Annotated in this window: 19 protein-coding genes; 3 read left to right on the top strand and 16 right to left on the bottom strand. The window is 46.1% G+C overall.

All coding sequences use genetic code 11. The annotated features are described in order from the left end of the window. Positions 1-307 precede the first annotated feature (307 nt). The 16 genes from IT291_03310 to trxB all read right to left on the bottom strand — a co-directional run bounded on the left by IT291_03310 (position 308) and on the right by trxB (position 20,802). Positions 308-1,477 (bottom strand): ATP-binding protein, encoded by a 1,170-nt coding sequence (locus IT291_03310; GenBank protein MCC6220251.1) that lies wholly within the window; start codon positions 1,475-1,477, stop codon positions 308-310. 391 nt (positions 1,478-1,868) lie between these two features. Continuing rightward, the gene (locus IT291_03305) at positions 1,869-2,855 is read right to left on the bottom strand and encodes an LOG family protein (protein ID MCC6220250.1); all 987 of its coding nucleotides are present in this window, start codon (positions 2,853-2,855) and stop codon (positions 1,869-1,871) included. A 219-nt stretch (positions 2,856-3,074) separates the two neighbouring features. Beyond that, a complete protein-coding gene (locus tag IT291_03300) occupies positions 3,075-5,822 on the bottom strand; it encodes a cation-translocating P-type ATPase (GenBank protein ID MCC6220249.1) in 2,748 nt (915 codons plus the stop codon). A gap of 40 nt (positions 5,823-5,862) precedes the next feature. After that, entirely contained in the window at positions 5,863-7,197 is a 1,335-nt protein-coding gene (locus tag IT291_03295; GenBank protein ID MCC6220248.1) for a hypothetical protein, read from the bottom strand. After that, positions 7,194-8,627, bottom strand: a complete 1,434-nt coding sequence (locus IT291_03290; protein MCC6220247.1) for a DnaJ domain-containing protein — start codon at positions 8,625-8,627, stop codon at positions 7,194-7,196. The genes IT291_03295 and IT291_03290 overlap by 4 nt, the downstream gene beginning before the upstream one ends. A gap of 22 nt (positions 8,628-8,649) precedes the next feature. After that, positions 8,650-9,693 (bottom strand): DUF1573 domain-containing protein, encoded by a 1,044-nt coding sequence (locus IT291_03285; GenBank protein ID MCC6220246.1) that lies wholly within the window; start codon positions 9,691-9,693, stop codon positions 8,650-8,652. Beyond that, a complete protein-coding gene (gene accC / locus IT291_03280; GenBank protein ID MCC6220245.1) occupies positions 9,690-11,048 on the bottom strand; it encodes an acetyl-CoA carboxylase biotin carboxylase subunit in 1,359 nt (452 codons plus the stop codon). The genes IT291_03285 and accC overlap by 4 nt, the downstream gene beginning before the upstream one ends. A gap of 46 nt (positions 11,049-11,094) precedes the next feature. After that, positions 11,095-11,577 carry an acetyl-CoA carboxylase biotin carboxyl carrier protein gene (accB, locus tag IT291_03275; protein MCC6220244.1) on the bottom strand — a complete coding sequence of 161 codons (483 nt, stop codon included), beginning with the start codon at positions 11,575-11,577 and terminating at the stop codon, positions 11,095-11,097. A 52-nt stretch (positions 11,578-11,629) separates the two neighbouring features. Continuing rightward, on the bottom strand, positions 11,630-12,187 hold the full coding sequence (efp, locus tag IT291_03270; GenBank protein MCC6220243.1) for an elongation factor P: 558 nt from the start codon (positions 12,185-12,187) through the stop codon (positions 11,630-11,632). A 13-nt stretch (positions 12,188-12,200) separates the two neighbouring features. After that, complete coding sequence (aroQ, locus tag IT291_03265; protein MCC6220242.1) at positions 12,201-12,674, bottom strand: type II 3-dehydroquinate dehydratase; 474 nt, start codon at positions 12,672-12,674, stop codon at positions 12,201-12,203. A 22-nt stretch (positions 12,675-12,696) separates the two neighbouring features. Next, complete coding sequence (locus IT291_03260) at positions 12,697-13,194, bottom strand: hypothetical protein (GenBank protein MCC6220241.1); 498 nt, start codon at positions 13,192-13,194, stop codon at positions 12,697-12,699. A gap of 109 nt (positions 13,195-13,303) precedes the next feature. Beyond that, positions 13,304-14,314 carry a hypothetical protein gene (locus IT291_03255; protein MCC6220240.1) on the bottom strand — a complete coding sequence of 337 codons (1,011 nt, stop codon included), beginning with the start codon at positions 14,312-14,314 and terminating at the stop codon, positions 13,304-13,306. Between the two features lie 102 nt (positions 14,315-14,416). Beyond that, the gene (locus IT291_03250; protein ID MCC6220239.1) at positions 14,417-15,163 is read right to left on the bottom strand and encodes a hypothetical protein; all 747 of its coding nucleotides are present in this window, start codon (positions 15,161-15,163) and stop codon (positions 14,417-14,419) included. Between the two features lie 74 nt (positions 15,164-15,237). Next, complete coding sequence (gene aroB, locus IT291_03245) at positions 15,238-16,962, bottom strand: 3-dehydroquinate synthase (GenBank protein ID MCC6220238.1); 1,725 nt, start codon at positions 16,960-16,962, stop codon at positions 15,238-15,240. A gap of 62 nt (positions 16,963-17,024) precedes the next feature. Next, positions 17,025-19,520 carry a type IV pilus secretin PilQ gene (gene pilQ, locus IT291_03240; protein MCC6220237.1) on the bottom strand — a complete coding sequence of 832 codons (2,496 nt, stop codon included), beginning with the start codon at positions 19,518-19,520 and terminating at the stop codon, positions 17,025-17,027. 364 nt (positions 19,521-19,884) lie between these two features. Continuing rightward, a complete protein-coding gene (gene trxB, locus IT291_03235) occupies positions 19,885-20,802 on the bottom strand; it encodes a thioredoxin-disulfide reductase (protein ID MCC6220236.1) in 918 nt (305 codons plus the stop codon). 145 nt (positions 20,803-20,947) lie between these two features. Between trxB and IT291_03230 the strand changes: the two genes are divergently transcribed. The 3 genes from IT291_03230 (at position 20,948) to IT291_03220 (ending at position 23,928) form a co-directional block, all read left to right on the top strand. Further along, the gene (locus tag IT291_03230) at positions 20,948-22,342 is read left to right on the top strand and encodes an ATP-grasp domain-containing protein (GenBank protein MCC6220235.1); all 1,395 of its coding nucleotides are present in this window, start codon (positions 20,948-20,950) and stop codon (positions 22,340-22,342) included. A gap of 430 nt (positions 22,343-22,772) precedes the next feature. Beyond that, positions 22,773-23,069 (top strand): hypothetical protein, encoded by a 297-nt coding sequence (locus tag IT291_03225; GenBank protein MCC6220234.1) that lies wholly within the window; start codon positions 22,773-22,775, stop codon positions 23,067-23,069. A gap of 76 nt (positions 23,070-23,145) precedes the next feature. After that, entirely contained in the window at positions 23,146-23,928 is a 783-nt protein-coding gene (locus IT291_03220; protein ID MCC6220233.1) for a DUF3365 domain-containing protein, read from the top strand. Positions 23,929-23,943: the final 15 nt, after the last annotated feature.

The following is a 23,943-nucleotide window of genomic DNA, read 5'->3' as shown; positions in this document are numbered from 1 at the left end:
TATAGCATTTACAAAAAGGATTTTTGTAAATGCTATAAACAGCAAGTGCGTAAGCACTTGCCAATAAACAACAAATACCGTTTCCAAAAAGTAAAATATTTAACTTACTTTTTGGAAACGGTATACAAAAATCATTTTTGTGAATGCTATAAACAGCAAGTGCGTAAGTGCTTGCTAATAAACAACAAATACCGTTTCCAAAAAGTAAAATGTCTAACTTACTTTAAAAAATTTCTCGATGAGTGCTTTGGGCGGGTGGTATTTGCTTAGGACAACAAAGCAATACCGCGCGCTCCAATTGCTAGCGTCAAGAGTCGTCGATTTTGAGAATCTCTCTTATTCCATTCTGCCACGGCATGATTTTTACGTTATCGATTTCGCTTGTTAAGGGAACCTGTGATAAGCAGTAGCATTTGGTGTCTATGAACTCTTTAGACAACTGTCGAAGATTTGAGATGTCGGACGCATCGATTGAATCTGAAGATTTTATTTCGACAAAAATGCGATAGCTGCCGGGCCGCTCTAGCACTAGGTCAATTTCTAAGCCATCCTTGCTTTGAAAATAGCTCAACTGAAATTTTTTTCGCAGATACTCATTTAAACGAAAGATTTCTAGTATAACCAATTGCTCGAATCGCTTGCCATAAGAATATGTCCCGGCAACGACATCTAAATGTAGATGATTGGCTAATGCACGACTAACTCCGCAGTCAAAAAGATAGAACTTAGGACTCTTGATATACTGTTTGCGAAGCGATCTATCATAAGCTGAAAGCCTAATTCCTATTAAAGTATCTTCGAGAATCTCGTAATACGTCACAACAGTTTTATCGTCGACGCCAATTGCCCTAGCAAGCTTAGAATAGTTTATGATATCGCCATCCTGTTGAGCGGCAATCTCTAGAAACTTGCGAAAAGGCCGCACATTTCGCACCAATTGTTCAGCAACTACTTCCTCGCGCAGATATGTATGGCAATAACTCTCCAAAAATCGTTCCCTTTCCTCACGTTGCTGATAGCGCTGCAAGCGTGGCAACGTTCCCCATGTCAATGATTCTTTTAGAGAAAATTGATCGCCAAATTCAATGTGAGTTAAGGGGTAAAGATTATATATAAAAGCTCGACCTGCTAAAAGGTTAGCTCCTCCGCGCTTTAGCTTTCGTGCGCTCGAACCCGTAAGGGCAAATTTTACGTTAGTTGACTCTATTAGTTTGTGAACAACATCGAGCAAAGCAGGTATTTTTTGCACCTCATCGATTACTACCCATTCAATCTCCGACGCGACACTGCGAACCTCTATCAGCAGTTTTTCCGGCGATAAGAAATATCGATCAGCCGCACTTGGCTCAAGAAGATCAATCCAAAGTTTTTTCTCTCCCTCAAATATGCTCTCAAGCAGCGTGGTTTTCCCGCTACCCCTAGGGCCAAACAGAAAAAAACTGTTAGTTTTCAGTATATTAAGAAGCCTCGGATACATACTCCGAAAATATACGCGGAATCCGGAGTTTAGGCAACGATAAAGCGGCAAGACCAGAAATCGTTAACTGCTCAAAAACACAGAGTAGCTATATCGCTTAGTAATTTAAACTTTATTTTATAGAGAGATTAAGAAATAAGCACTGTGCAAATTACAAACTATATTGTAATTCGCACAAATATGCTCCAAAGGCTTCAAAAAACTAACATTATTAAGCGATTAGCACCTCGTAGCTAGACATAATTGTTATATGATAATAATCTGATATTTATCAACCATGATTGGTGCGCTACGCGAGAGGGGAGAGAGCTGACTAGGCCGCTCACGCCATGCCATATAAATATTTAAAATGAGGTTTGGGCCCCCTGAACCAAAACCTCTAAAAAACGGACTACCTTACGAGTTCTCTTGCAGTGGGAATTAACTTGGCCGAATTCAGCCTCTCCCACTCTTCGACGAAAGAGAACCCGTAGATTCTCTGTGCCGCTTGATCTTGGATCGACATGATCCGATCAAGCGCACCAACTTCCTCTACGCAAACCTCCTCAATGAAGTCTGGGTAGTTTGCCCCTATCATCCCCTCCTTGGCCATCCTGGCCAACTGAGACATGAAGGGCTGATAATAACTTGTCCCCGTATCGTCCATCGACGAAACAAGAACAATCTTTGCTCCACGGGTAACTATTGTATTTACACCCGTGTTTTCCAGAACCCTGTCAACCAGGATCCTGAAAATCTCCTCGCTCGTTCCATACCCGCCTGGGTAGGCATAGACAGCGAGGACGTTCCCTAGAGCCATAAGCATAGCGGTTCTGCTCATAAGACTACCCTGGCTCCAAGTTATTAGGTCAGCCGAACCCCATTCGTTCGGTTTCTCCCCGGGAATTCCAAGCCGGACTTGCACAACATCCGACTTGGCAGCAATTTTGCCGCTGCCATTAACCTCGTACGATGGAGCTAAAAAACTGCTCTCTCGCACCTTGTTAATGGCATGTCTGAGGTGCATGGAATCGAGCCCCATGACTCCGGGGCCTCCTCCATTCGTGCCAGAAATGCCCAACAAGGCATCGCAAGCACGATGGAGCTTGTTAAACTCCACCACCTTTGGAGCCGCCTTCCCTCTAGCACCACCCAGAACAAGCGTGGTGGGATGGCCCTCCATACTAAGGAAAACTTCCAGGAAAGGCCGCCCTGGATGTTTGGCCTCCCGGATTGTCCTCTCCCTACCTTGCGCAACTAACTCGGCGCCAAACACCGAGTCGTAAAAAACCAGCGCTTGAATAGCCGCTGGTAAACAGCAAAACCACGCGCCAAGCTTCTGGCGCATGGCGAGGAAGGTTTCGTCGACCCTCCTCAGATCGTAGCTATGACTCTTCATAGCTACCTCCTTTCAAAAAAAGTTTACAAACCTAAAATTGGGCCCAATAGCCCTCACGTGAAGACGGCGACACGCACTTGCTCACGTAAAAGGACTACTAGAAAGTAAAATCTACTCGGTATTTCGTTTAGAAAAGAGCTTAAGAGAACTTACTATGCCTATCAAAATCGCAATTCAACCGCAAACGACCCCTGCAATTTGGAAAACTGACTCAACAAATCAGCGATTTGCACTAACTTTAAGACTCGCTCGACAGCGTAAAAACTTGTGTAATTCGATATAGATAAACCCTAAAGTAGATGCCGCTATAACCGTCATTAGGAGACTAAAGGGCAAGGGCGTTAGGCTCATTACGGCTTGGAGGGAATGGTTCGTGTAGGGGATATTCACGGGTAAGTAAAGAAGAGCACAGACAAAAATAAACGAAAGACTCATGGCCAAGAGCAAGTATTTGTTCTGAGTAAAGCCTACTTTCCACACTGGAAAGCGAGTGGAACGGGCGGAAAAACCGTGAAATAGTTCAAATATCGCAACAGAAATAAAAGCCGTAGTTTGGGCTTGCGCCAAATTGGCATTACTAGAATCGTAAACCCAATACACCAGGAGCAAAGTAATAGTCGCCATCACTAAGGGATAGCCTAGCAAAAATGGGCTAAGGCCCCGATAAATGGGCTCGTCTTTAGGGCGCGGTCGGCGAGTCATGGCATTTGGCTCAAAAGGATCGAGACCAAGAGCTAAAGCCGGCAAACCATCACTAATGAGATTAATCACTAGAATCTGCGACGCAGTAAGAGCTACGGGAAGAGAAGTTAGCGCACTGCTCACAAAAACCAAAATTATTTCGCCTACATTGCCAGAAACCAAATACGCAAAGAACTTACGAATGTTATCGTAAATCCCTCTCCCCTCCTCTACCGCCCTAACAATGGATGAAAAATTGTCATCCGCTAGCACCATGTCAGCTGCCTCTTTGCTAACATCCGTACCCGAAAGACCCATAGCTACGCCTATGTCGGATTTTTTTAGAGCCGGCGCATCATTTACGCCATCGCCCGTCATGGCAACGACGTGACCTCGCGCCTGAAGAGCTTCGACAATCTTTAACTTGTCGCTTGGGGAAACTCGCGCGTATACTGAAACCTCTTCTACGGTTTCTAAAAACTCTGCGTCACTCTTCTGCGCCAACTCGCCACCAGTTAAGATAGTATCGCTATCCTTAAATATACCCAAATCCTTGGCAATAGCTTTAGCCGTAAGCTGATAGTCGCCAGTAATCATGACTACCTTTATACCTGCCGCTACGCACTTACTTACAGCCTCCCTTACTTCCTCGCGCGGGGGATCTATAATGCCTACTAGCCCAATAAAGACATCGCTTGGTTCTAAATCTTCCAACAAAACGCCATCGGCACAAGGGCGATATGAAAAACCCAACACTCTATAAGCATCGCTTGCAAGGCCGTCATACGTAGCGAGCACTTTGTCCCGCAACAATGGCGTTAACAACTCTACTCTTTCCGCGGAAATGATTCTATTAGACCTACCTAAAATTACCTCCGGCGCACCGAGCGAATATACGTACCTGCCGTCAGGCGCACCATAAAGAAAACTAGCCATCTTGCGCTTTGAATCAAATGGAATTTCATCCAAGCGCTCATAGTCATTTACCAAGCTGCTTTTAACAAAACCCAGTTTTGCACCAAGAGATACGAGAGCGGCTTCCGTGGGATCTCCGCTTACCGAGCCATTTTGCATAGTGGCATGATTGCAAAGCACACCAATCAATACTTGCTTTTTCACCACATCTGGTATCGCTCCACACTTATTCCCATTCTCGTCTAATAAGGCACCAACAGTGCCAACCCCTTTATCTAAGAGCGAATACATTTTTCCATCGGCCCAAAGCTTCTTAGCTGTCATCTCATTTTTCGTAAGAGTTCCAGTTTTATCTGTGCATATAACAGTGGTAGAACCAAGGGTTTCAACTGCAGTAAGTTTTCTAACTATGCAGTTAATTTTAACCATGCGCCTAACTCCTCGCGCCAACGCTATTGTAACCACACCCGGTAAACCTTCCGGAACTGCGGCAACACCAAGAGCAACGCTAATCATAAATATTTCGATAAAAGATTTTGCCTGGCCAAAATACCCCAGCAAAAACATTGCTACGCAGAGAACTAATGTCGCTAGGCCAAACTGCTTTCCCAGCTTGTCCAGGCGCTCCTGCAAGGGGGTTTTTTCCTTTTTTATAGCCTGCAAGGAACTAGCTATTATACCTAGCTCGGTCTTCATTCCTGTTTCAACTACTAACGCCAATGAATGGCCATGCACAACAGCAGTGCCGCCAAAGAGCATATTAGTTCGATCGCCAATTAAAGTAGACTCATCTAAATCTCCAAGGATCTTTTCGACCGGGAGAGACTCACCGGTAAGAGATGACTCATCTACTCGAAGTTGATTAGACCTTATTATCTTGCAATCTGCTGGAACTTTCTTGCCCTCAACTAGTTTGACTACATCTCCCACAACTAAAGTCGACGCATCGATTTCGCTTTCACCGCCGTCCCGAATAACGCTTGCAAGAGGTGACAATAGATTTTTCAAAGCTTCTAACTCTCTTTCAGCGCGATACTCTTGATAAAAACCCAGTGCGACAATAAAACCAACAATTAAGAGAATTAAAGATGCCTCAATGGCCTCCTGCATACTTCCCTCAAGGACTCCTAGACTTGCAGAGATTAGAGCCGCTGCTAAAAGGATAAATATAAAATAGTTATTGAATTGCTTTAGAAGGAGTTCAGCAACAGTCGTGCGAGTAGCTTGCTCGATTACGTTCTTGCCATCTCTCCTTAGCCGCGACATAGCCTCTGCGCTGCTTAGACCGCTATCGCTCGAATCAAGTTTGGCATAGGCATCCGCAACTGAGAGCGAATGCCACTTAATCGTTCTTTCTTTTATTTGCACCATGATGCGACAATTCCCCGACAGAACAAATCATTCAACTCTTTCACGCGACACCGAAAAAATAAGACAACTGAAAATATCCGCTGACCGCAATATTAGACGATGACACACCTACACCTTCCGGGCTTTTGCCGAACTCGCTACCCAGTGGGCCAAAAGGCAATCCGACACTTGCAGTAATTTGCAAATTTTCAAGGCAATCATAACTTAAATTTATCCACGCTTGGCCACTCTCATCGCCTAAATTAAAAAAAGCATTAGCGTAAGCATTCAGCAATGGAGTTAGTTCTAACCTAAGGCCAGTGCCGAAATAATCGCATCCGATAGTAAACATTTCGCCTCGCAACAAGCGAGATATTAGGAAATCGGGCGGCGCCTTGTAATCCCCTGAATCAATGCCGAAGCCATTATAAAAATACTCCACAAAACCATATAAGTTTTTGGCAAAAATCACCCAAGAGCGATCGTAGTTAAAGACATAACTAAACTTCCAATCCCCATTTACCAGCTCCACACTCGAGACATCCAACCTAAACATTCCATCCCAGAGATCTCGCGAGACGCCGCCACCTAGCAAATTCTCGTCAAAATGCCTAGACAGAAGAAAATCGAAGCTTAGCTCATCTACATTTGTGCGCCATTTTACAACATATGAACTCTCTTTACTCTCTATAGATTGCGTTTGAAAATCTCGCCGGGGAACTACCACAAATTGGATATCGCTTTCGTCGTTCAATAACCATTGAGAATAGAGCATATCAGTGCCGACTTTATAGTCTCGATCGAATTGAGTAGGCGAAAACGGATTAAAAAAATCCAAGACGGGAAATAAAATGGCATTTCCCCAGGTAATTGCCTGTCTTCCCACAGAAGCAACGATCCTTCCCTTAGCATAACTAAACATTAATCGGTCGACTCTATTTACCCAAACAATGTCATCACCTTCTTTACCTTGAAGAGTTAAATCAAAAATTTGCCGTTTGTCGTCATCGTTAGAAGCTGAGGCTTGCAATAATGGCAATAAGCCCTCGCCGGGCGCTAGATCGCTAGACCTAAAACCAGAAATGGCAAAAACCTCGTCGTGGACGATAAATTTAAGGTATTCGCGCTGATAGGCTGTCTTTAGGCGAAAATCTAAAATGTGCAGTGGCAATGATTCTAAATAACCATTGTCAAGAAGCTCATCCTCGCCGTGCCATAATCTATATTTTAGATGCCCCTCAGTTTCGAAATTCTCGGCATCTGCGCGTTCAGAAAAGAAAAACAATATCAAAAGAAACATGGCAGTTTTTCGCCATGCGATAATGCTAACATCCGTCTTATATGTAGCGAAGTGCTTATAGAATACAGTTCGCGGAAAGCTAGTATTTAAACTCACTTCTTCTTAAAAAACATTCCCTTTTTCATTATCAAGAGTTGTTCATAAGCTTCTCTAAGTTCTAAAAACCTTGCAGAATAGAATTCTTCTTTTTTCACATTGCCAGGATTATGTTGCATATCAGGGTGATACGCCTTAACCATATCCCTATAGGCATGTTTTATGTCCTCTTCGGTTGCAGTATCGTCAAGGCCAAAAAGCGCGAGTAAGCGGGAATATTCGTCCTCGCGCTCAATCCTGCCTAAGACCACCTTTTCGGGCATCTTGCTTTGGATATACCTCACTGCTCGCAACACAAAATAAGCAACTACAACAACAAGAACCAGGCCGCATACTGTAAACAACAAAACAAAAAACCATCCAAAGTAATATCCGTCAAAAAATAGTCTAATTTTCGAGAAGAAAGAAAGGCGAGAACGAGATTCAAGCTCGGCTATGCGCGCCTCCGCAAACGCACGCGACTTATTATCACTAGCTACAAATGCAATATCTAATCTAAGCTCGTCATTCTCGCGATTATCATCGGGACGAAGCCTTAAAACTTCCTTAAAATAAGCTGTGGCGGAGAAAATGTCCTGGCTTTTAACGAGATACAATACTCTCCGCGAATAGAGCGCAGCCAATTTCTCAACAACATTTGGCTCCCGTCTTGCAAGTTCCTCGACTAAACTTTGAACATTTTTAGCATCAAATGGCCATACCTGCATAATTGCTAACAGAGAAGAATCATTCTGAGAAAATTTCCAAAGTTTTTCAAAACTCTCGCTAGCCAGCGAAACTGTATTGTCTGTCCGCCTATTTGCGCTTACCTCGGCTAGCTGCGCAATCGCTACCTCCGGCCTCCCCTGCTCCAAGCTATCTTTGGCAATAAGGTGTAGCCATTTAATTAGCTTGTCTAAAAATAGGTGATTTTCCTCCTCTCTTTCAATCCTCTCGCGCAATTTTGCAACAACCACTAAATCCTTCGTTGCCTGAACATACTCAAATCGCTCGAGCATAAAGACATAGCGAGAAATGCGCTTTGTCGCTTCATCTCGCGCGCCAAAATGCTTTTCGGCAAACTTTTTAAATACAAGTAAGTCGAGCGAAGAACCGTTCAGCGCTAGCCGCTTGACTCGCTCGACCAACATTTCTCTAAGAACATCTGCAACCGACTGATTTTCTAAGAGAAAATCAATCAAAGCCGGGGAAAAGTCGAATTTCTTTTCGACCATATCCAGCACAGCAGTAGAAAAATCAGCCGCTCCGATACTTCCCGCACTAACAGAATCGGTTAAGGCTTGAGTATCGGCCTGCTTAATCGCCGCGTCCTCCGCATAGACACAAGCTGGAAGCATTTTACAGACAAGAAACACAACACTAAGGATAGACAAAACTAGAGAGCGACGAGCTAAGCGGCGAGGAAAATCAAATGATTGTGTTTCGCACATTGGTCTTAACTCATAACGTTCATTATCCACCTTTTGAAGCAACTATAGCATAGACGGGAATACTTAGCTCTCTTTGCTGAGGATCGGGATGATTTGTTAGAATCTTCACTTGCTCTTTTAAGGTTCCATTAGCTCCGGCAAGAAGCTCAATAGATAGCTCGAACTCACGACCCTTGTTTTTTTCTGTAAAACTCACGCCAATTTGCTTATTGCTAGTAGAGGCAGACAATATCTGCACAGCTTGTGAGCCACCGTTACTTAGCCTTACTTTTCGCGCTATAGCTCGAGCCAATGGCCCCTCTAGTAGTCCAAAGGAAACATTTGATGGCGACCATTTAAGATCGCCTTCTACTCGCGCGAAAACCGGTAAATTTATTACTGGCCTCTCTGCACTTGTCGTCTTAATAACAACTTTTGACTTAAGCAAACCAATAGGAACATTGTCTCTTAACCTAACTATAAAGCTTTGCGAGCGAGCGTCAGGTTGCTGCTCCTTTGGACGCTCAACTAAAATATCGTCGGAAAGCGCCACTATATCGAGGATATTAGCACTTGACGCCTCAGAGAAGCGCACTTCAACGGACTTCTCGACCGGGTCACCTTTATTTACATTCCCAAAATACAAACGTGGTGGATCGACGTCGACATCGGTAACTACAGTCCCGCGGAATCCTATGACTGCAGTCGCATTCTTTGGATCATTTGTATATATTCGGATTGTCTTAGTTTTATACGCGTAAAAACCTGCTGTATTAAAGGTAGCAGCAATTTCGCTTTCTTCCTGCGGGGCAATTTCCTTAACCTGAGCCGTCGCAACTGTGCAACCGCAATCTGCTAAAATTCTATGAATGATAAGCGGTGCCGTACCAATATTTTTCACCTTAAACGCATGATTCACGACCGTACCCTGAGCAACCTTACCAAAATCATGCATGGGTTTTTCTATTGCTATTTTTGGAACTAGCTCTTCAGCGTTAGCCGATAGAGCAGAAGCAAGAAGGCAAAAAATCCATACAGCAAACTCAATTCCAGTGGAACTAAATCTAGAAAGCGAAACTCCATTCATCGCTGAATATTAATCTCCTCTAATAATTTTGTATGAACATTGCCGGAAAGGAAATCGGGATGAGCTAAGACCTTGCGGTGTAGGTCTAGGTTAGTCTTAATACCTCCAATAATACATTCGTCAAGCGCCACAGAGAGTTTTCTTATTGCTTCAGCTCTCGTCTGTCCACGCGCAATTATTTTAGCAATTAGCGAATCGTAATAGGGAGGAACTGTATACCTATCATACAAGGCCGAATCTACGCGAATTCCCGGCCCCCCAGGCATATGAAAGCCTACAATTTGACCTGGAGACGCCATCTGCGTAACAGGATCCTCAGCATTGATTCTCGCTTCTATAGCATGTCCAACCATTTTTACCGAATTCTGAGAAATAGCTAGTTCCTTGCCCGCAGCAACCCAAATTTGCTCCTTTACGAGATCTACCAGAGTTATCATTTCAGTAACGGGATGCTCGACTTGAAGCCTAGTATTCATCTCTATGAAATAAAACTCCTGCGTAACCGTATCTACGAGAAACTCAATAGTACCTAAACTAGCATAACTTATAGCGCGCGCTAAATGAATTGCGGCATCGTATAATCGTTCGCGAGTCTCCTTGCGAAGACCTATTGCTGGCGACTCTTCTACTAGTTTTTGATAGCGACGCTGAATGGAACAATCCCTTTCGCCCATATGAAGGGTATTTTGAAATTGGTCGCCCAATATCTGGATTTCTACGTGACGCGCTTTCTCTAAATATTTTTCTACGTATATCCTTGGATCGTTAAAGGCTGCGGCAACTTCTCTTGTTGCCTGATTAAAAGCCGCCACGAAATCCGCCGGATCCCTCACTATCTTCATCCCCCTTCCGCCGCCACCAGCACTTGCTTTAATCAAGACCGGGAAACCTATCTTTTCGGCCTCGAGCAGGGCCTCGCGCGTGTTTACTCCAGCTTCCTCGCTTCCGGGAATGACGGGCACATCGTTTTTTATAGCGACGCGTCGGGCCCGAGATTTATCTCCCATAAGGCGCATGTTTCGCACTGTTGGACCAATAAAAATAATGCCGCACTGGCTGCAAATCTCTGCAAAAGAAGCATTCTCGCTCAGGAAACCATAACCTGGATGAATTGCCTCGGCGCCAGTTGCAGCAGCCGCAGAAATAATTGCAGAAACATTTAAGTAAGATTCGCTAGCCTTTGCTGGCCCGATGCAAATGCTCTCGTCCGCTAATTTGACGTGCAGAGCGTCGGCGTCAGCAGTAGAATATACAACTGCCGTTCGTATGCCTAATTCGTGACATGCTCGCAGAATCCTAACAGCTACTTCACCGCGATTGGCAATTAATACCTTGCGAAATGGGGGTTTCGGCATTGTCTAAATATCCGCTAGTTAATCTGCCATACCGGCTTACAAAATCCTACGCTGGCTCGATTTGAAAGAGGACTTCCCCATATTCGACCATTTGCGTATCCTTTACGCAAATCTCAACTATCTTGCCGCTTACATCCGCCTCGATTTCGTTCATCAATTTCATAGCTTCAACAATACAGAGCACATCGCCCTTGCTCACTGAGTCTCCTACGGCGACATAAGCTTTCGCATCGGGCGAAGGTTTATCGTAAAAAGTTCCAACCATCGGGGAAAGCACTTGATGCCAATGATGCTTACCTACCGTCTCTTCAGCAGCTCCTCCCTGAGTAAGCGCCCTTTGTTCAAGTTCCCCCTGAATGGCGTTGCGAGAAACAACTGGCGAGGCGAATCCTTCACTGGCCCCAAGGAACTGAACACCTCGTCCACTGCCAACAGTAGTTACACCACCAGCCTCGCGCTTTATCTTTAATACTTCCCCTTCTCTTTCAAATTCAAATTCTGTAACGTCTGACTCCTTTAACATCCGCATAATAGTCGCCAGGTCGCTAAGATTAAATAAACTCGTCACGCAATGACTCTCCTTAGGCTCGTTCAATATACTCACCAGTTCTAGTATCAATTTTTAGGTGATCTTTTTCATTTACAAACAGTGGAACCTGCACAACGGCACCTGTTTCCATTATCGCTGGCTTAGTTGCACCAGAAACAGTATCACCTCTCACCCCTGGATCGCACTGTGCAATCGCCAAAATGACAAAGCTTGGAAGCTCGATACTTACTACTTTCTGATTAAACAGCAACACTTTAACCACTTCGTTTTCTTTTAAATAGAGCCTTCTGTCGCCGACAGTAGAGGCAGGTACGACTATTTGCTCGTAGGTATTAATATCCATGAAATGAAAGCCGTCATCAGATGCATACAATAGCTGCATTGAGCATTCTTGAATATCTGGCCTTTCCACTCGCTCGGTGGCTCTAAAGGTTTTCTCAACAACCGACTGATTGAGAAGGTTCATTAGTTTAGTCCGAACAAAGGCCCCTCCCTTACCGGGCTTTACGTGCTGAAAATATGTTATTTCATAGGGAATCCCATCAACTAAGATCTTCAAACCATTTCGAAAATTACTTGTCGTATACATAAACTAATAATTACTAAGTTTTTTTGTTTTCGAGCTGTTCAATAAGCGCTCTAAGAGCTAACCTATAGCCCTGTGTTCCAAGTCCACATATCAACCCATCTACCACTGCCGTTATGTGCGAATGATGTCGAAACGACTCCCTAGAAAACACATTTGAAATGTGAACCTCAATCACTGGAAGGCTAAGGACTGCGATAGCATCCCTTAGCGCGATGCTGGTATGGGAGTAGGCAGCCGGGTTAATAATGAGTGCAGATATATTTTGCTGTATGCGCTTATTGGGCGCCGTCATGACAGCTTGCACTGCATCCACGAGCTCGCCCTCCGAATTGCTCTGATATGACCATATGTCATATCCTTGCCCTGCCGCCTCTTTTACTAAACCTTCCAGCAATCCTTCTAATGTCTGGCTGCCATAAATTTCCGGTTCACGGCTTCCTAGAAGGTTTAGATTGGGTCCATTTATTACTGCTATAACCTTTTCCATCTAATGGCTGCTTATCCGCTTTCTATTCGTCGATCTCGTCGAGCAGTTCTGCAAAATCCGCCTCAATGTCCATCTCTGCAACCACTTTCGACTTAATATCTTCATTATCGGGATTGCTTACAGCACCTCCGCCACTCTGATTGCCATGCTTAAAGTGACTGCTTGCAACACATGCTGAATCGCTAAGCCCCGAATGAGGGCATAGTATATCGCCAAAGGAAGCAATAAGTCTATCTAATGACAAATTTTCACGGTCATTTACGAGAAGTCCGAATCTTCTTCTTAATTCTAGAAGCTCCTTTAGACAGAACTCATTCATCCCATCCAGGTAAAACAATCTAGCTAGCAATAGCCGAGCTTTTAGGTTACTAGGATCTCGCGCCAAACCGGCAAAACACACCTCTCTCGCTTCTGGTCGCGTCTTAGCATCAGTCGACAGCATTTCAGCAAGCTCAACAAATTCCGGACACTCTGGTCTCGCCGCCACGAGCAGTCGGAGTCGTTCTAGTGATTTTTCCACAACTACCTCCAGTCAATATACGGACGAGATTTTTTTCAACAAATAAAAATGGGGCCGAATGCAAGGGCCCCATTTTTTTAGAATGTTTAAATGTTGGTATCTATCGAGACTATCCGCAGTTATTTACTCCAAACAGCGTAATTGTGAACGAGTCGGTTAGCGTAAACGCCTCACCGGACTCCGTCTCTCCGGTCAACACCACATCGACAACATAAGTTCCATCGATAAGCGCCATTCCAGTTCCAGCATACGACTTTGAGCCCCCATCGAAACTCGCTAGGAACGTCGTTACGCTACCAACTGTCCCAGGAGCAACTTCTGTGGTTACTGCCTCGGTTATTGTTAGACCCGGCCGACCATCGTATACAACAAACGTAGCCTCCCCGAATATTAACCGCTCGGCAGTATCATTCGAAACTTTAAGCGTAACAAGCGTATCCGTAAAGGTCTCCGGATCGTCATGAGTTCCATCAGCGTTGCAATCCGTGGTAAACACAGTATCAATCGGATCAGTTTCAGACGCCTCGCCAAGACCATCCGCAATTAGCACAGATGAGATACTGATTCCGCCATCTGTTACATCATCCGGTGTTAAATCCACTATTAAGCCCCCGCCCATGTTTCCACCAGCCGCTCCTGGCCATCCCTCAAAGCCTTGTGGAACATCGCCAACGCATTTTACCTGTGCGCGAGTTTTCAGGCCGTAGCCATCGGGCCCACGGCACTCCATCATAAAGCTCCCAGGCGTAGTGCATCCAATCACGCCGCTCATCATGCCATTTGTTCCAGTGCTCTCGAAGCTAGTTCCCCCGGCTGATGGCTCAAGTATGGCAATGCCGCGTTCCGATTCGCAAAACAATCTTAGCCAGGCCAATGGCGCTCCCAGTGGATCTAAGGCTGTAACCGAAAAACCAGATGTCGACCCAGTCGCCAGCGTTGTGGGAGCAGAAATCGTAAGACTCGCTCCCGCGCCACCATCCGCAACAAACTGAGCGCCAAGCCCCGCAACATCATTCCCCTCATCGCCATCAGTGCTACCCTGTGAACAACTAACAAGCCCAACTGCTACTAGAACCAGCATGACCCTAGCAAGTTTTTCCCTCATTTTGGCTCGCAACATTTTCTTAATTTCCCTTAAACCAATCTACGACTTATCTGTCTCTACCATTAGCTCTGGCCGTTCTAGACCACAGCGACAAAACATCATTACCTAGCCCTAGTCCTAAGACTCTTCATCCTCAGTCAAGACTTCCTCAACAACAGCTTCCTCCTCTGGATCACCGAAGCTATTAATGTCCCCACCTACTCCTGCGCCTTCTTGGAATCCTCCGCCGAAGCCTTCCCCTACTCCTTCACAGCACTCTGGCAGCTCCGCGAACTGAATCTGATAAAACACCGGATTAGTCTCAAATACATCGCCGGCCTGAGACACTCCCACAACTGTGCACTCCGCCACCATGCGATACGGCAATTCCGGTAGCGAGTTAGTATTGACATTAAGGTACGCTATTATATCTGGAGATACAATTTCCACCTGACTATATGAGGTAGCAGGCTCTTCTCCTTCTGACGCTGGGAGCACCGTAGTAAAATGCCATGAATCGCATGGTATATTTAATGAGCTATCAGCCCCTGGTACCGTATAGCAGCAGTCTATTCGCTCAGATCTAATAAACTGGGCTGACAAATTATTCTGCAGACCAATATAGCCACCCTGCAAGCCTTCTTCCTCCGGATCCTTATCGATTGGCACAAAAAGAGGAATCACTCCCTGCAAGCCCTCCACGTCGTTATTTAGATAAACGACAGTGCCAGCATCGCCGGCATCGCCATCGCCAGTTTCAAAAAAACCAAGCGCCAAGAAAGACGTTCCCTGGTCATTATTGGTCGCTGAACCACACCCAAGTGCCGCAGCCACTGTCATTGCCATCACTACATTCTGCAGACGAATCCGCTTAAGAATCGACATTCGGTCGCCCTCCTAACAAACTACCTGTTACAATTCCTGGTCAATACCACTTACTATTTTTTTCCTGAGGCTCACTACACAATAGACGCCTCGATATTTCGCACTCCCAAACTATGATACACCGACGACAGAGGCACTACCTGTTGCGTAGCCTTACCCATCTCGCTCAGCAAGATGAAATTCAAACCACTTGAGCTTCGCTTTTTATCTGCCCACAAAGCTCTAACCCACTTCTCACTTGCCAGGGCTCCACCTACCAGGTCAGCCGGCACTTCGACAGGCAGATGAAATTTCCTAAGGAGAGATTCCACCCTGTCAAGAAGCCCTGACTCACTAACCCCAAGGAGCTCACCAATCTTTAGAGCCTGCACCATCCCAATCGACACCGCTTCGCCATGCAGGATCTCCCCAAAACCAAGTAGCCCCTCAAGCGCATGCCCAATCGTATGTCCGAAATTTAGCTGTGCCCGCTTGCCCAAGGTATCGTGCACATCCTGCGCCACGAACCTTAGCTTCTCCTTCACGCAGCGAGCAACCATCTCGCATACAACTTCTTCATCTCGAGCAGTTATTTTATCCGCCTTCTCTTCAAGCCAGATAAAAAAATCACTCGATCCAATCAGTGCGTACTTAACTACCTCCGCCAGTCCTTCGCGATACTCTCGCTCTGGTAGTGTCGACAATAACCTCACATCCTCCAATACCAGCGCGGCTGGGTAAAAGGTTCCGATAATGTTCTTGCCACCCTTCGCATTAACAGCCGTCTTTCCACCTATCGCCGCATCTACCTGCGCCAACAAGGTCGTAGGAACCTGCACCAGTCCAACGCCACGCATATATAGCGACGCGGTTAATCCAGCCAAATCTCCGACCGATCCGCCACCCAGCGCCAGAATTACGTCGTCCCGATTAAACCCATTTTCAAGCAGCAAATCCACAAGCCTCTCAACCTCAGCAAGCTGCTTTGCAGCCTCTCCTCTAGGAACCGTCGCTACAACAACGCTTCTCCCATCTCGCTTTGCTACCCGCTCCACAGTCTCACCCCACAGACCATTCACCACCTCATCGGTAAGTAACAACACCTTCGTCGCCGATGCGTATATCTCATCAAGATACAACCCAACGCAATCCAGCAATCCTCGGCCCAACACCACTCTAGCGAGTCTCTTGCCTAAAGGTCTTATGTCCGGCGAAACCGGAACAACAACCCTTCGCTCACTAACGAGAACCTTAGCTTCCGCCTCGACTACCTCACTTACCACTTCAATATCCGCCCAATCGGCGAACACCTGAATATCGGCGCAATCATAGGCAGTAGCCCTAGCCCTAACAAGCCTTTCAACCGCCTTGCAGAAGTCCTCCTCGTCAAGGAACTCGCTAACTGACTCGACGAGTAGCGGCCTAATTGCCCCCTTACCCGCTTTCCTCGCTGCCAGTTCCTGCAGCCACAAGCGACCTGCAAGAGTCCCTGGAGAACTAGTTAAACAAACTACCTGCGCAGCATTGAGGGCCGCAATGGCATCGACATTTTCCGATCGAGTGGTTAACCCTCCACCAACCGAGAGCAACTGCACATCTCCGCGTTGAAGAACCACTCGCAGCGCCTCAGTCTCATACTCCCTAAAGCGACTCTCTCCTTCTACCCTTATTATTTCTGACACACCCCTTCCCAGCCTCTCCTCGACAAACTCGTCTAGATCTACACATTTTAGCCCCAGCCGCTTACATAACGACGACGCTACCGAAGACTTACCTGCCCCCGGCGGGCCTATCAATATCACTAGACCACAACCGCCCATGCCACCCAAACGGCCCTACTGCTACTTCGCCACTAGGTAACAACTCACCAAACTGCACTGCACTACATCAGACTTGCGTCGAAACTACCTTCGACAATGTGGGGGGTAATGAAGAATATTAGCTCCTCATCTCCCTTATCCACCAACGACCGTCTAAACATGTGCCCTAAGAATGGAACATCCTTCAAGAACGGCACACCGTCTATGCGATCGTTATCCTCTATTCTATAGACGCCGCCCAAAGCGAAGGTTTGGCCACTCTTAACTAGGATAGTCGACGTTGCCTGACGCTCAAGCGTCGAAGGTATGTTGTCAACTATCCTATCACCAAAGGTGCTCGATTTTGCAAAGATATCGAGCAGCACATAGTAATCGGGCGAGGCCTGAGGAGTAACGTGCAATTCTATACCAACGTCAATTTCTTCAAAAGCCGAACTCCCACCACCAGAAGCAGTCGCTCCAGCACCGGTAGCAACCGACAGACCCGAGTTAGGAAGCTTAACGCGTACGGTTTCTACGCTCTTTATCTCTGCTTCTTCGTTATTAACCGTTGCTACTTGCGGACGGCTGATTACGCGAACCTTACCCTCAGTCTCTAGCGCGCTAAGGCGAGCCGACAACATTCTACTCCCATCAGCCGAGTCTAGAACCGCGCTTACCGCACTACCTGCAGCATCAGTTAAGACTGCTGGGAAGTTTACCGCCTGCGGGTTCGCAACGTTCCCGGTTGCTCCGCCGCTAGTTATACTATTTGGGAAATTGAGCCCAGTTGCGTTCCCAGTTTCGGGAGATTTTGCATAACTAAAATTCCACTGAAAGCCGAGATCCCGCAGTATGCCGCGTTGAGACTCAACTATTTGAGTCTCCAACAACACCTGAGGCGTCCTCAGATCAAGCTTGGAGGCGAGCTCCATTACCGCTTCCTGTCCCTTTTGTATGTCCTTAACGATTAGCTGATTTGTTCTCTCGTCCACGCTCACAGTGCCGCGCTCAGACAGTACCGTCTCGACTTGCTCCTGAATATCAGTTGCTCGCGCGTAACTAACTCTAATGTAGTTAATCGACAGATCCTCTAGCTCCTCCAGCGCTTGCTTAGCTTGCTTAAGAGCCTCGCGCTCCTGTCTTAGCTTTTCAATTGGAGCGATTCGCACTACATTTCCCTCGACAACCTGCCCAAGGCCATTCGTCTTAAGTATCACATCAAGAGCCTGATCCCAGGGAACATCTATTAGGCGCAACGTAACCTTACCGCTTACATCGTCCGCTGCTATAATATTGAGGTTAGACACCTCCGCAATAATGCGAAGCGCATTGTCGATATCTGTGTCTTGCAGATCGAGCGATATTAAGCGGCCTACGTATACCTTTGCACCATCGGCCGAACGAACTCCAGTGACATCAGAACCACTAACGCCAGTTGCGGCTCCTGGAATATCGTCCTCAAGCGCTTCTGCGCCTGCGGTCGGTTCGCCATCGGACTTCTTATCATCTTTGGCTTCTTTTGCCTTACTATCATCCGCTAGCTGCGCCCGAGCTTTCGACTTGTCGTCAGCAGACGGCAACGCAGCTACTTCTATAGTATTACCTTGGCTTTTTGCCTCCAGATCAACGCCAGCTTCCACAAACATGCGAACGACGGCGTCTGAGCCCTCTTGTACTACCCTAGCGGTTCTAATCCCCGGCGTCGTCGCTGTGGTAATTTGCGGCACTTTTGTTGACTCGACTGCCATAGCCCCGGGAATCGTGAGCACATATTCGGTTGGCGCTGCCTTTTTAAGTTGATAGGCGGCTTTATCGCTAAGGGCAACTACAATCTTACCATCCGTGCTGCCATCCCTAGCGGCGAACTGTAGAGAATCTACTGTCAGATTAGCGGCGGCTGGTTTAGCGTCTTGCTCTACCAGACTAGAGACTTGATCGACCTTGTCGATACTTCCTTCAGCAACAGCGTCAATATCTGAACCGCTCGCTAGAGCTTTCTCGTCAGCTTCGGGCCTCGCAGCGAGTTGCTCTGAATTTCCGGCACTAACGACATCAGCATTTGCGCTATCCTGGACAAAGGTTACAATCACTCTGCCCTCAGATGTCTCTACGCTTTGCTCAGCGGCTGACTCATTTGCCTGTCTAGCTAAGTCGATCACCACCCGCGTTCTATCGGCATGACTGCCAACGCGAACAGCCTTAAGGAAGTCGTCGTTTTCTACCGAGTAGGCGTTATTTTCGGCAATCGCCTTGCCAAGCAAGTCAACGACTAGTCGAGCTGGCTCCTCCACTGAGGACACGTCGATTTGAGGCTGTTGCTCGTCCGTAGAGATTATCAAACGAGTAAAACCTACGCCTCTCTCGAGCTCTAGACCTACGCCGGCGTCAGATGCGGACGCTATCTGATGCAGCTCTAATACCTTTGATAGGTCCGGGCTTGCGCTAGCCAATACATCCGACTGTCCTTTTACTTCCGCAGTCGAGTCATTAACGCCTTCTAATGTCGAATTAGCTGCACAACCATTTATAACTGCTAATAAGGCAACACAGCCAAGAGCTTTGCTAAGCACGCTCATGAAGTTCTCTCCTCACCCTCGGGTCAATCTTAACGAAAATTCTTTCGCAATATCACTGGCGTTACTTTGCCACGCCAGTGAAGGCTTAATTATTTAACCAAAGCCCGAGAAGCCTCATCTAGCTTGCTCAGGCGAATACCGTCGAGTATCAAAACTGGCGGTAAACGAGTCTTTCATAGCCTGCAATTGAAGGTGAGTAAAGGAAAAAAATGACAAAATTCCAAGTTCATTTAACTTTTAGTTGCTTTTTTTTACCAAAAGCTCGGTAAACAAGCATTAAAAAAAGAGCAAATCAACAAAAAAACCCTCTTTACGTCCGGCTACGCACAGCTACTAGGCCAATTCGCATGCTTGCAACACATGCCTATCTAGCTAAAAAAGCTTGCGCCTCTAAAGCTGCCATGCAGCCATTGCCGGCAGCCGTAATTGCCTGGCGAAATACGTGGTCCCTTACGTCGCCGGCAGCAAATACACCGTCAATATTAGTTAGCGTGCTATCAGCTCTTGTTAATAAGTAGCCGTTACTATCCATGTCTAGCGCTCCTTTAAACAAGGCCGTGTTGGGGACATGTCCGATCGCATAGAATATAGCATCGCATTCGACTGTTTGCTTTTCAAGAGTTTGAGCGCATTCCACTACGAGGCCAGTAATGCCGCCTTTCCTTTCTCCTATTAACTCGACTGGCTTCTTGTTCCACAGCACTTCTATCTTTGGGTGAGCCAAAACCCTATCGGCCATTATCTTAGATGCGCGCAGTTCATCTCGCCTATGGACTAGTCGAACGCGACGTCCGAATCTCGTAAGGAACAAGGCCTCTTCGCACGCCGAATCTCCTCCCCCAATCACGACGATTTCCTTATTGCGAAAGAAGGCGCCGTCACACGTAGCGCATGTCGATAAACCATAGCCCATTAGCTCAGATTCCCTAGGCAATCCTAACAGCCGGGCCGATGCGCCGGTAGCAACTATGAGAGCTTTAGCCAACACCGAACCGCCATCGAAACTTACGACAAACGGCTGTTTGCTTAACTCCACCTTAGTTACTAGCCCCTGGACGATCTCCGCACCAAATTTAACAACTTGCTTTTGCATATCCTCCATAAGCTGCGGGCCCATTACACCTCCTGGAAATCCTGGAAAATTTTCTACCTCCGTCGTCGTGGTCAATTGCCCACCAGGTTGCGGCCCATGCATAATAAGAGGCGATAGATCTGCCCGACTAGCATAAAGCCCCGCGGTTAGCCCTGCTGGACCGCTCCCAAGAATAATTATGTTTCTAATGTTTTCTGACATATCAACCTCCTATATATTGAGACATTGCCACACAGCATCATTGGCGCAACTTCGACTTCGGCGAACTATGTTAATTTGATACTAATGCAACTACAATTACAACAACCTTTAAGCAAATTTAAATAGGCAACTCATGAAACGTTTATTGGTAGCCAATCGGGGAGAAATAGCAGTTCGCATTATCCGCGCGGCTAGAGAGCTAGAAATAGAAACCGTTGCAATTTACAGCGACGCCGATCAAGGCTCGCTACATACTAGACTAGCCGATTATCGCATTGCGTTAAATGGGCGCAGCGCTACGGAAACATATTTGAATGTTGACAAAGTTATCACGGCCGCCATTCAGTCAGGAGCGGACTCGATTCACCCTGGATATGGCTTTCTGTCGGAGAATCCTTATTTTGCCGAGGCAGCAAAAAAAAATGGGCTTATTTTTGTTGGCCCGAGACCAGAAACAATTTCTTTAATGGGAGCAAAAGATCAGGCTAGAAAAACAGCCTCGCTAGCCAATGTCCCAGTGCTACCAGGAACGGAGGTTCACTCATGCCAAAAGGCGACACAAGCCGCAATTAACGAGTTCGGCTACCCCGTCATGCTTAAGGCAATATACGGCGGAAGTGGTAGGGGAATGCGAATCGCGACAGATCCAAGCCAACTTAAGGAAAAATTTGAAGAGGCATCGCGCGAGGCGCTAGCTGCATTTGGAAATGGCGGCATCTTTGTAGAGAAATACCTCCCAAATCCTCGTCACATAGAGGTGCAAATTTTTGGCGATGCGTACGGGAATGTCGTGCACCTCTTCGAGCGAGACTGCTCACTTCAGCGTAGGCACCAAAAACTAGTCGAGGAATCACCTGCGCCAAACTTACCTGCGAACCTTCGCGACAGAATATGCAAAGCAGCCGTAGAGTTGGGAAGGCACGTCAATTATATAGGGGCTGGCACAGTAGAATTTCTAGTGGAGACTGATGAGGAGAACTCTGCTAGGGGCAACTTTTACTTTCTAGAAATGAATACGCGGATTCAAGTAGAACACGCTGTTACAGAGCAAACAACCAGCATAGACTTAGTAAAACTGCAGCTTCTAATCGCTGATGGCAAAAAACTTCCGTACTCACAGCAGGAAATTTCAAACCGTGGCCATGCGATTGAATTTAGAGTATATGCAGAAAATCCCTCGAAAAATTTTAGCCCAACGACGGGACAAATCAGCTACATTTCGCGACCTTTTGGGATAGGCGTTCGAGAAGATAGCTGGATTGAAGCCGGAACCGCAATAACGCCTTACTACGATTCACTATTATCCAAACTAACAATATATGGGAATACCCGCAGCGAAGCACTCGCAAGAGCCGGATCACTTCTAAGCGAATATCGAATCGAAGGGGTAAACACTACACTTGAATTCCATCGTTGGCTGCTCAAACAAACTGAATTTATTCAGGGGCAAGTGCATACTAATTGGACAGAAAAAAACTACAACAATCAAACAGTTTACCCAGACATGGTTGGCCCGTTGAACGCATAATCTCAGCTGCACATAAAGAAACCAATCAAGGAAGTTCTGTATCTAATCTAACTATAGGTGCGTGGATAATCAGTAGCTTTCCGACCCCACGCTTAACAAAAGGCTTTTGCGTTAGGAAAAACATGCCGTTACCATACCGTATAGCGGAGTGGTATCAGCTATTGCGCCGTAATTGGAACAGGCCGAGGGGGCAGATAGGTAAACTAAAGCTTCCTCAATCAACCAACAGAAGTGGTTGAAAAAAACAATTGTTTCGTTCGGTGTTTGACACCTTAGTAAAAAGTAGTAAGAGAGAGTTAATTGGTTTCAGGTAGTTAAGGTTTAGTGTGGTTTCGTTTTTAAATAAAGGTTGAACTCATGAGTGTCCAATCTCTACTATTAAAATCAATAAATAATTACTAAGGGAACGAATCGAACACGGAGAAAATTCATGCGCGTTTTGATTATTTTGCTTCTTTTTGCTGGAGTAGGCCGTTTTGGCCCGCAAAATTACTATCAATGCATTTTAATGAAAATTGAAAAAGGTGGTTCTTTTGAATTTGTGCAAAAAGTCCTGGACGACTGCGATAAAAGTTTCCCGAACAAAGAAACCAAGAAGATGGGTCTTGGCATGTTTGGGCCACAAACTGCGGACGAATGTATAGCGATTTACACTAAAAACGTCAAAGGAGACGAAGCTCGCGAAATCGTTAAGAAAGCTTGCGAAAGGCTTTTTCTCCTACAATGACAGGCGCTCACTAGAGATAAGACTTAAGAGAGTGAATAATTTTAATAGATAATAATTTTTTTAAATACACAGAATTATGGTTACAGCAATTTTCCGAAGGCAAGAAATCAAGAATAAAAAGCAACAGTTCTCAGCGGGAGTTTATTGTTTATTCTTATTTATTATAATTTCGCTATTCATTTCGCCAACGGGAATAGTTTCAGCGCAGCAAGTAAACTACGAACAAATATCAACTGAGATAACTACTTACTTTCGGGCAGCTCGAGCTGTTATTTCAGACAACCAGGATCTGATAAATAACCCCGATATTGGCAATAAAGATCTTACGGCTACAAAAGTCGAAGAAATGGCAAAGAACAAGTACTACGACATGACGAGCATGCCCCTACCGTTTAACGAAAGTGTCGTAGCGCTCACTAACGCAATCCGCTCAGTCATGGATCAAGCTCAAGACAACATAAACAAGCCGGGCGTGCGTTATAAAAACTTTTTACCGGCAGTTTTCGCCAAGAAGGTAGCCGATGCATTTAACAGAGAGATGCGAGACAAAATGTTTATTAAGCTTACAGCTCCAAGTACATACGTGCGCAACTTAGCTAACCATCCAGACTCCTGGGAGGCAACAGTGCTGGATACGAGATTTAGCCTGCCAACATGGACAAAAGGGAAAGCATTTTTCGAAGAGAATCTTCATAGAGGCAAACAAGCATTTCGTTTTATTCTACCAGAATATTACGGAAACTCTTGCTTGAAATGCCATGGAGAACCAAAGGGAAGTCTAGATATAACCGGTGGTAGAACCGAAGGAGGAAAGCTAGGGGAGCTTGGCGGTGCGATTAGCCTAGCAATTTACAAGTAACATTAGGGCATCAGT

It is taken from the genome of Deltaproteobacteria bacterium, from assembly GCA_020845775.1.
Taxonomy (GTDB): Bacteria; Bdellovibrionota_C; UBA2361; order SZUA-149; family JADLFC01; genus JADLFC01.
Note: the sequence above shows the minus strand (reverse complement) of the source record. Positions and strands in the feature narration are given on the sequence as shown.

Excerpts from the sequence above, each read along its gene's own strand:
- IT291_03250 (MCC6220239.1), bottom strand. The coding sequence starts at position 15,163 with ATGTCGATTCTTAAGCGGATTCGTCTGCAGAATGTAGTGATGGCAATG.
- aroQ (MCC6220242.1), bottom strand. The coding sequence starts at position 12,674 with ATGGAAAAGGTTATAGCAGTAATAAATGGACCCAATCTAAACCTTCTA.
- IT291_03230 (MCC6220235.1), top strand. The coding sequence starts at position 20,948 with ATGAAACGTTTATTGGTAGCCAATCGGGGAGAAATAGCAGTTCGCATT.
- accB (MCC6220244.1), bottom strand. The coding sequence starts at position 11,577 with ATGCGGATGTTAAAGGAGTCAGACGTTACAGAATTTGAATTTGAAAGA.
- IT291_03305 (MCC6220250.1), bottom strand. The coding sequence starts at position 2,855 with ATGAAGAGTCATAGCTACGATCTGAGGAGGGTCGACGAAACCTTCCTC.
- IT291_03285 (MCC6220246.1), bottom strand. The coding sequence starts at position 9,693 with ATGAATGGAGTTTCGCTTTCTAGATTTAGTTCCACTGGAATTGAGTTT.
- IT291_03255 (MCC6220240.1), bottom strand. The coding sequence starts at position 14,314 with ATGTTGCGAGCCAAAATGAGGGAAAAACTTGCTAGGGTCATGCTGGTT.
- pilQ (MCC6220237.1), bottom strand. The coding sequence starts at position 19,520 with ATGAGCGTGCTTAGCAAAGCTCTTGGCTGTGTTGCCTTATTAGCAGTT.
- IT291_03310 (MCC6220251.1), bottom strand. The coding sequence starts at position 1,477 with ATGTATCCGAGGCTTCTTAATATACTGAAAACTAACAGTTTTTTTCTG.
- accC (MCC6220245.1), bottom strand. The coding sequence starts at position 11,048 with ATGCCGAAACCCCCATTTCGCAAGGTATTAATTGCCAATCGCGGTGAA.
- IT291_03290 (MCC6220247.1), bottom strand. The coding sequence starts at position 8,627 with ATGTGCGAAACACAATCATTTGATTTTCCTCGCCGCTTAGCTCGTCGC.
- efp (MCC6220243.1), bottom strand. The coding sequence starts at position 12,187 with ATGTATACGACAAGTAATTTTCGAAATGGTTTGAAGATCTTAGTTGAT.
- IT291_03220 (MCC6220233.1), top strand. The coding sequence starts at position 23,146 with ATGGTTACAGCAATTTTCCGAAGGCAAGAAATCAAGAATAAAAAGCAA.
- IT291_03225 (MCC6220234.1), top strand. The coding sequence starts at position 22,773 with ATGCGCGTTTTGATTATTTTGCTTCTTTTTGCTGGAGTAGGCCGTTTT.
- IT291_03300 (MCC6220249.1), bottom strand. The coding sequence starts at position 5,822 with ATGGTGCAAATAAAAGAAAGAACGATTAAGTGGCATTCGCTCTCAGTT.
- aroB (MCC6220238.1), bottom strand. The coding sequence starts at position 16,962 with ATGGGCGGTTGTGGTCTAGTGATATTGATAGGCCCGCCGGGGGCAGGT.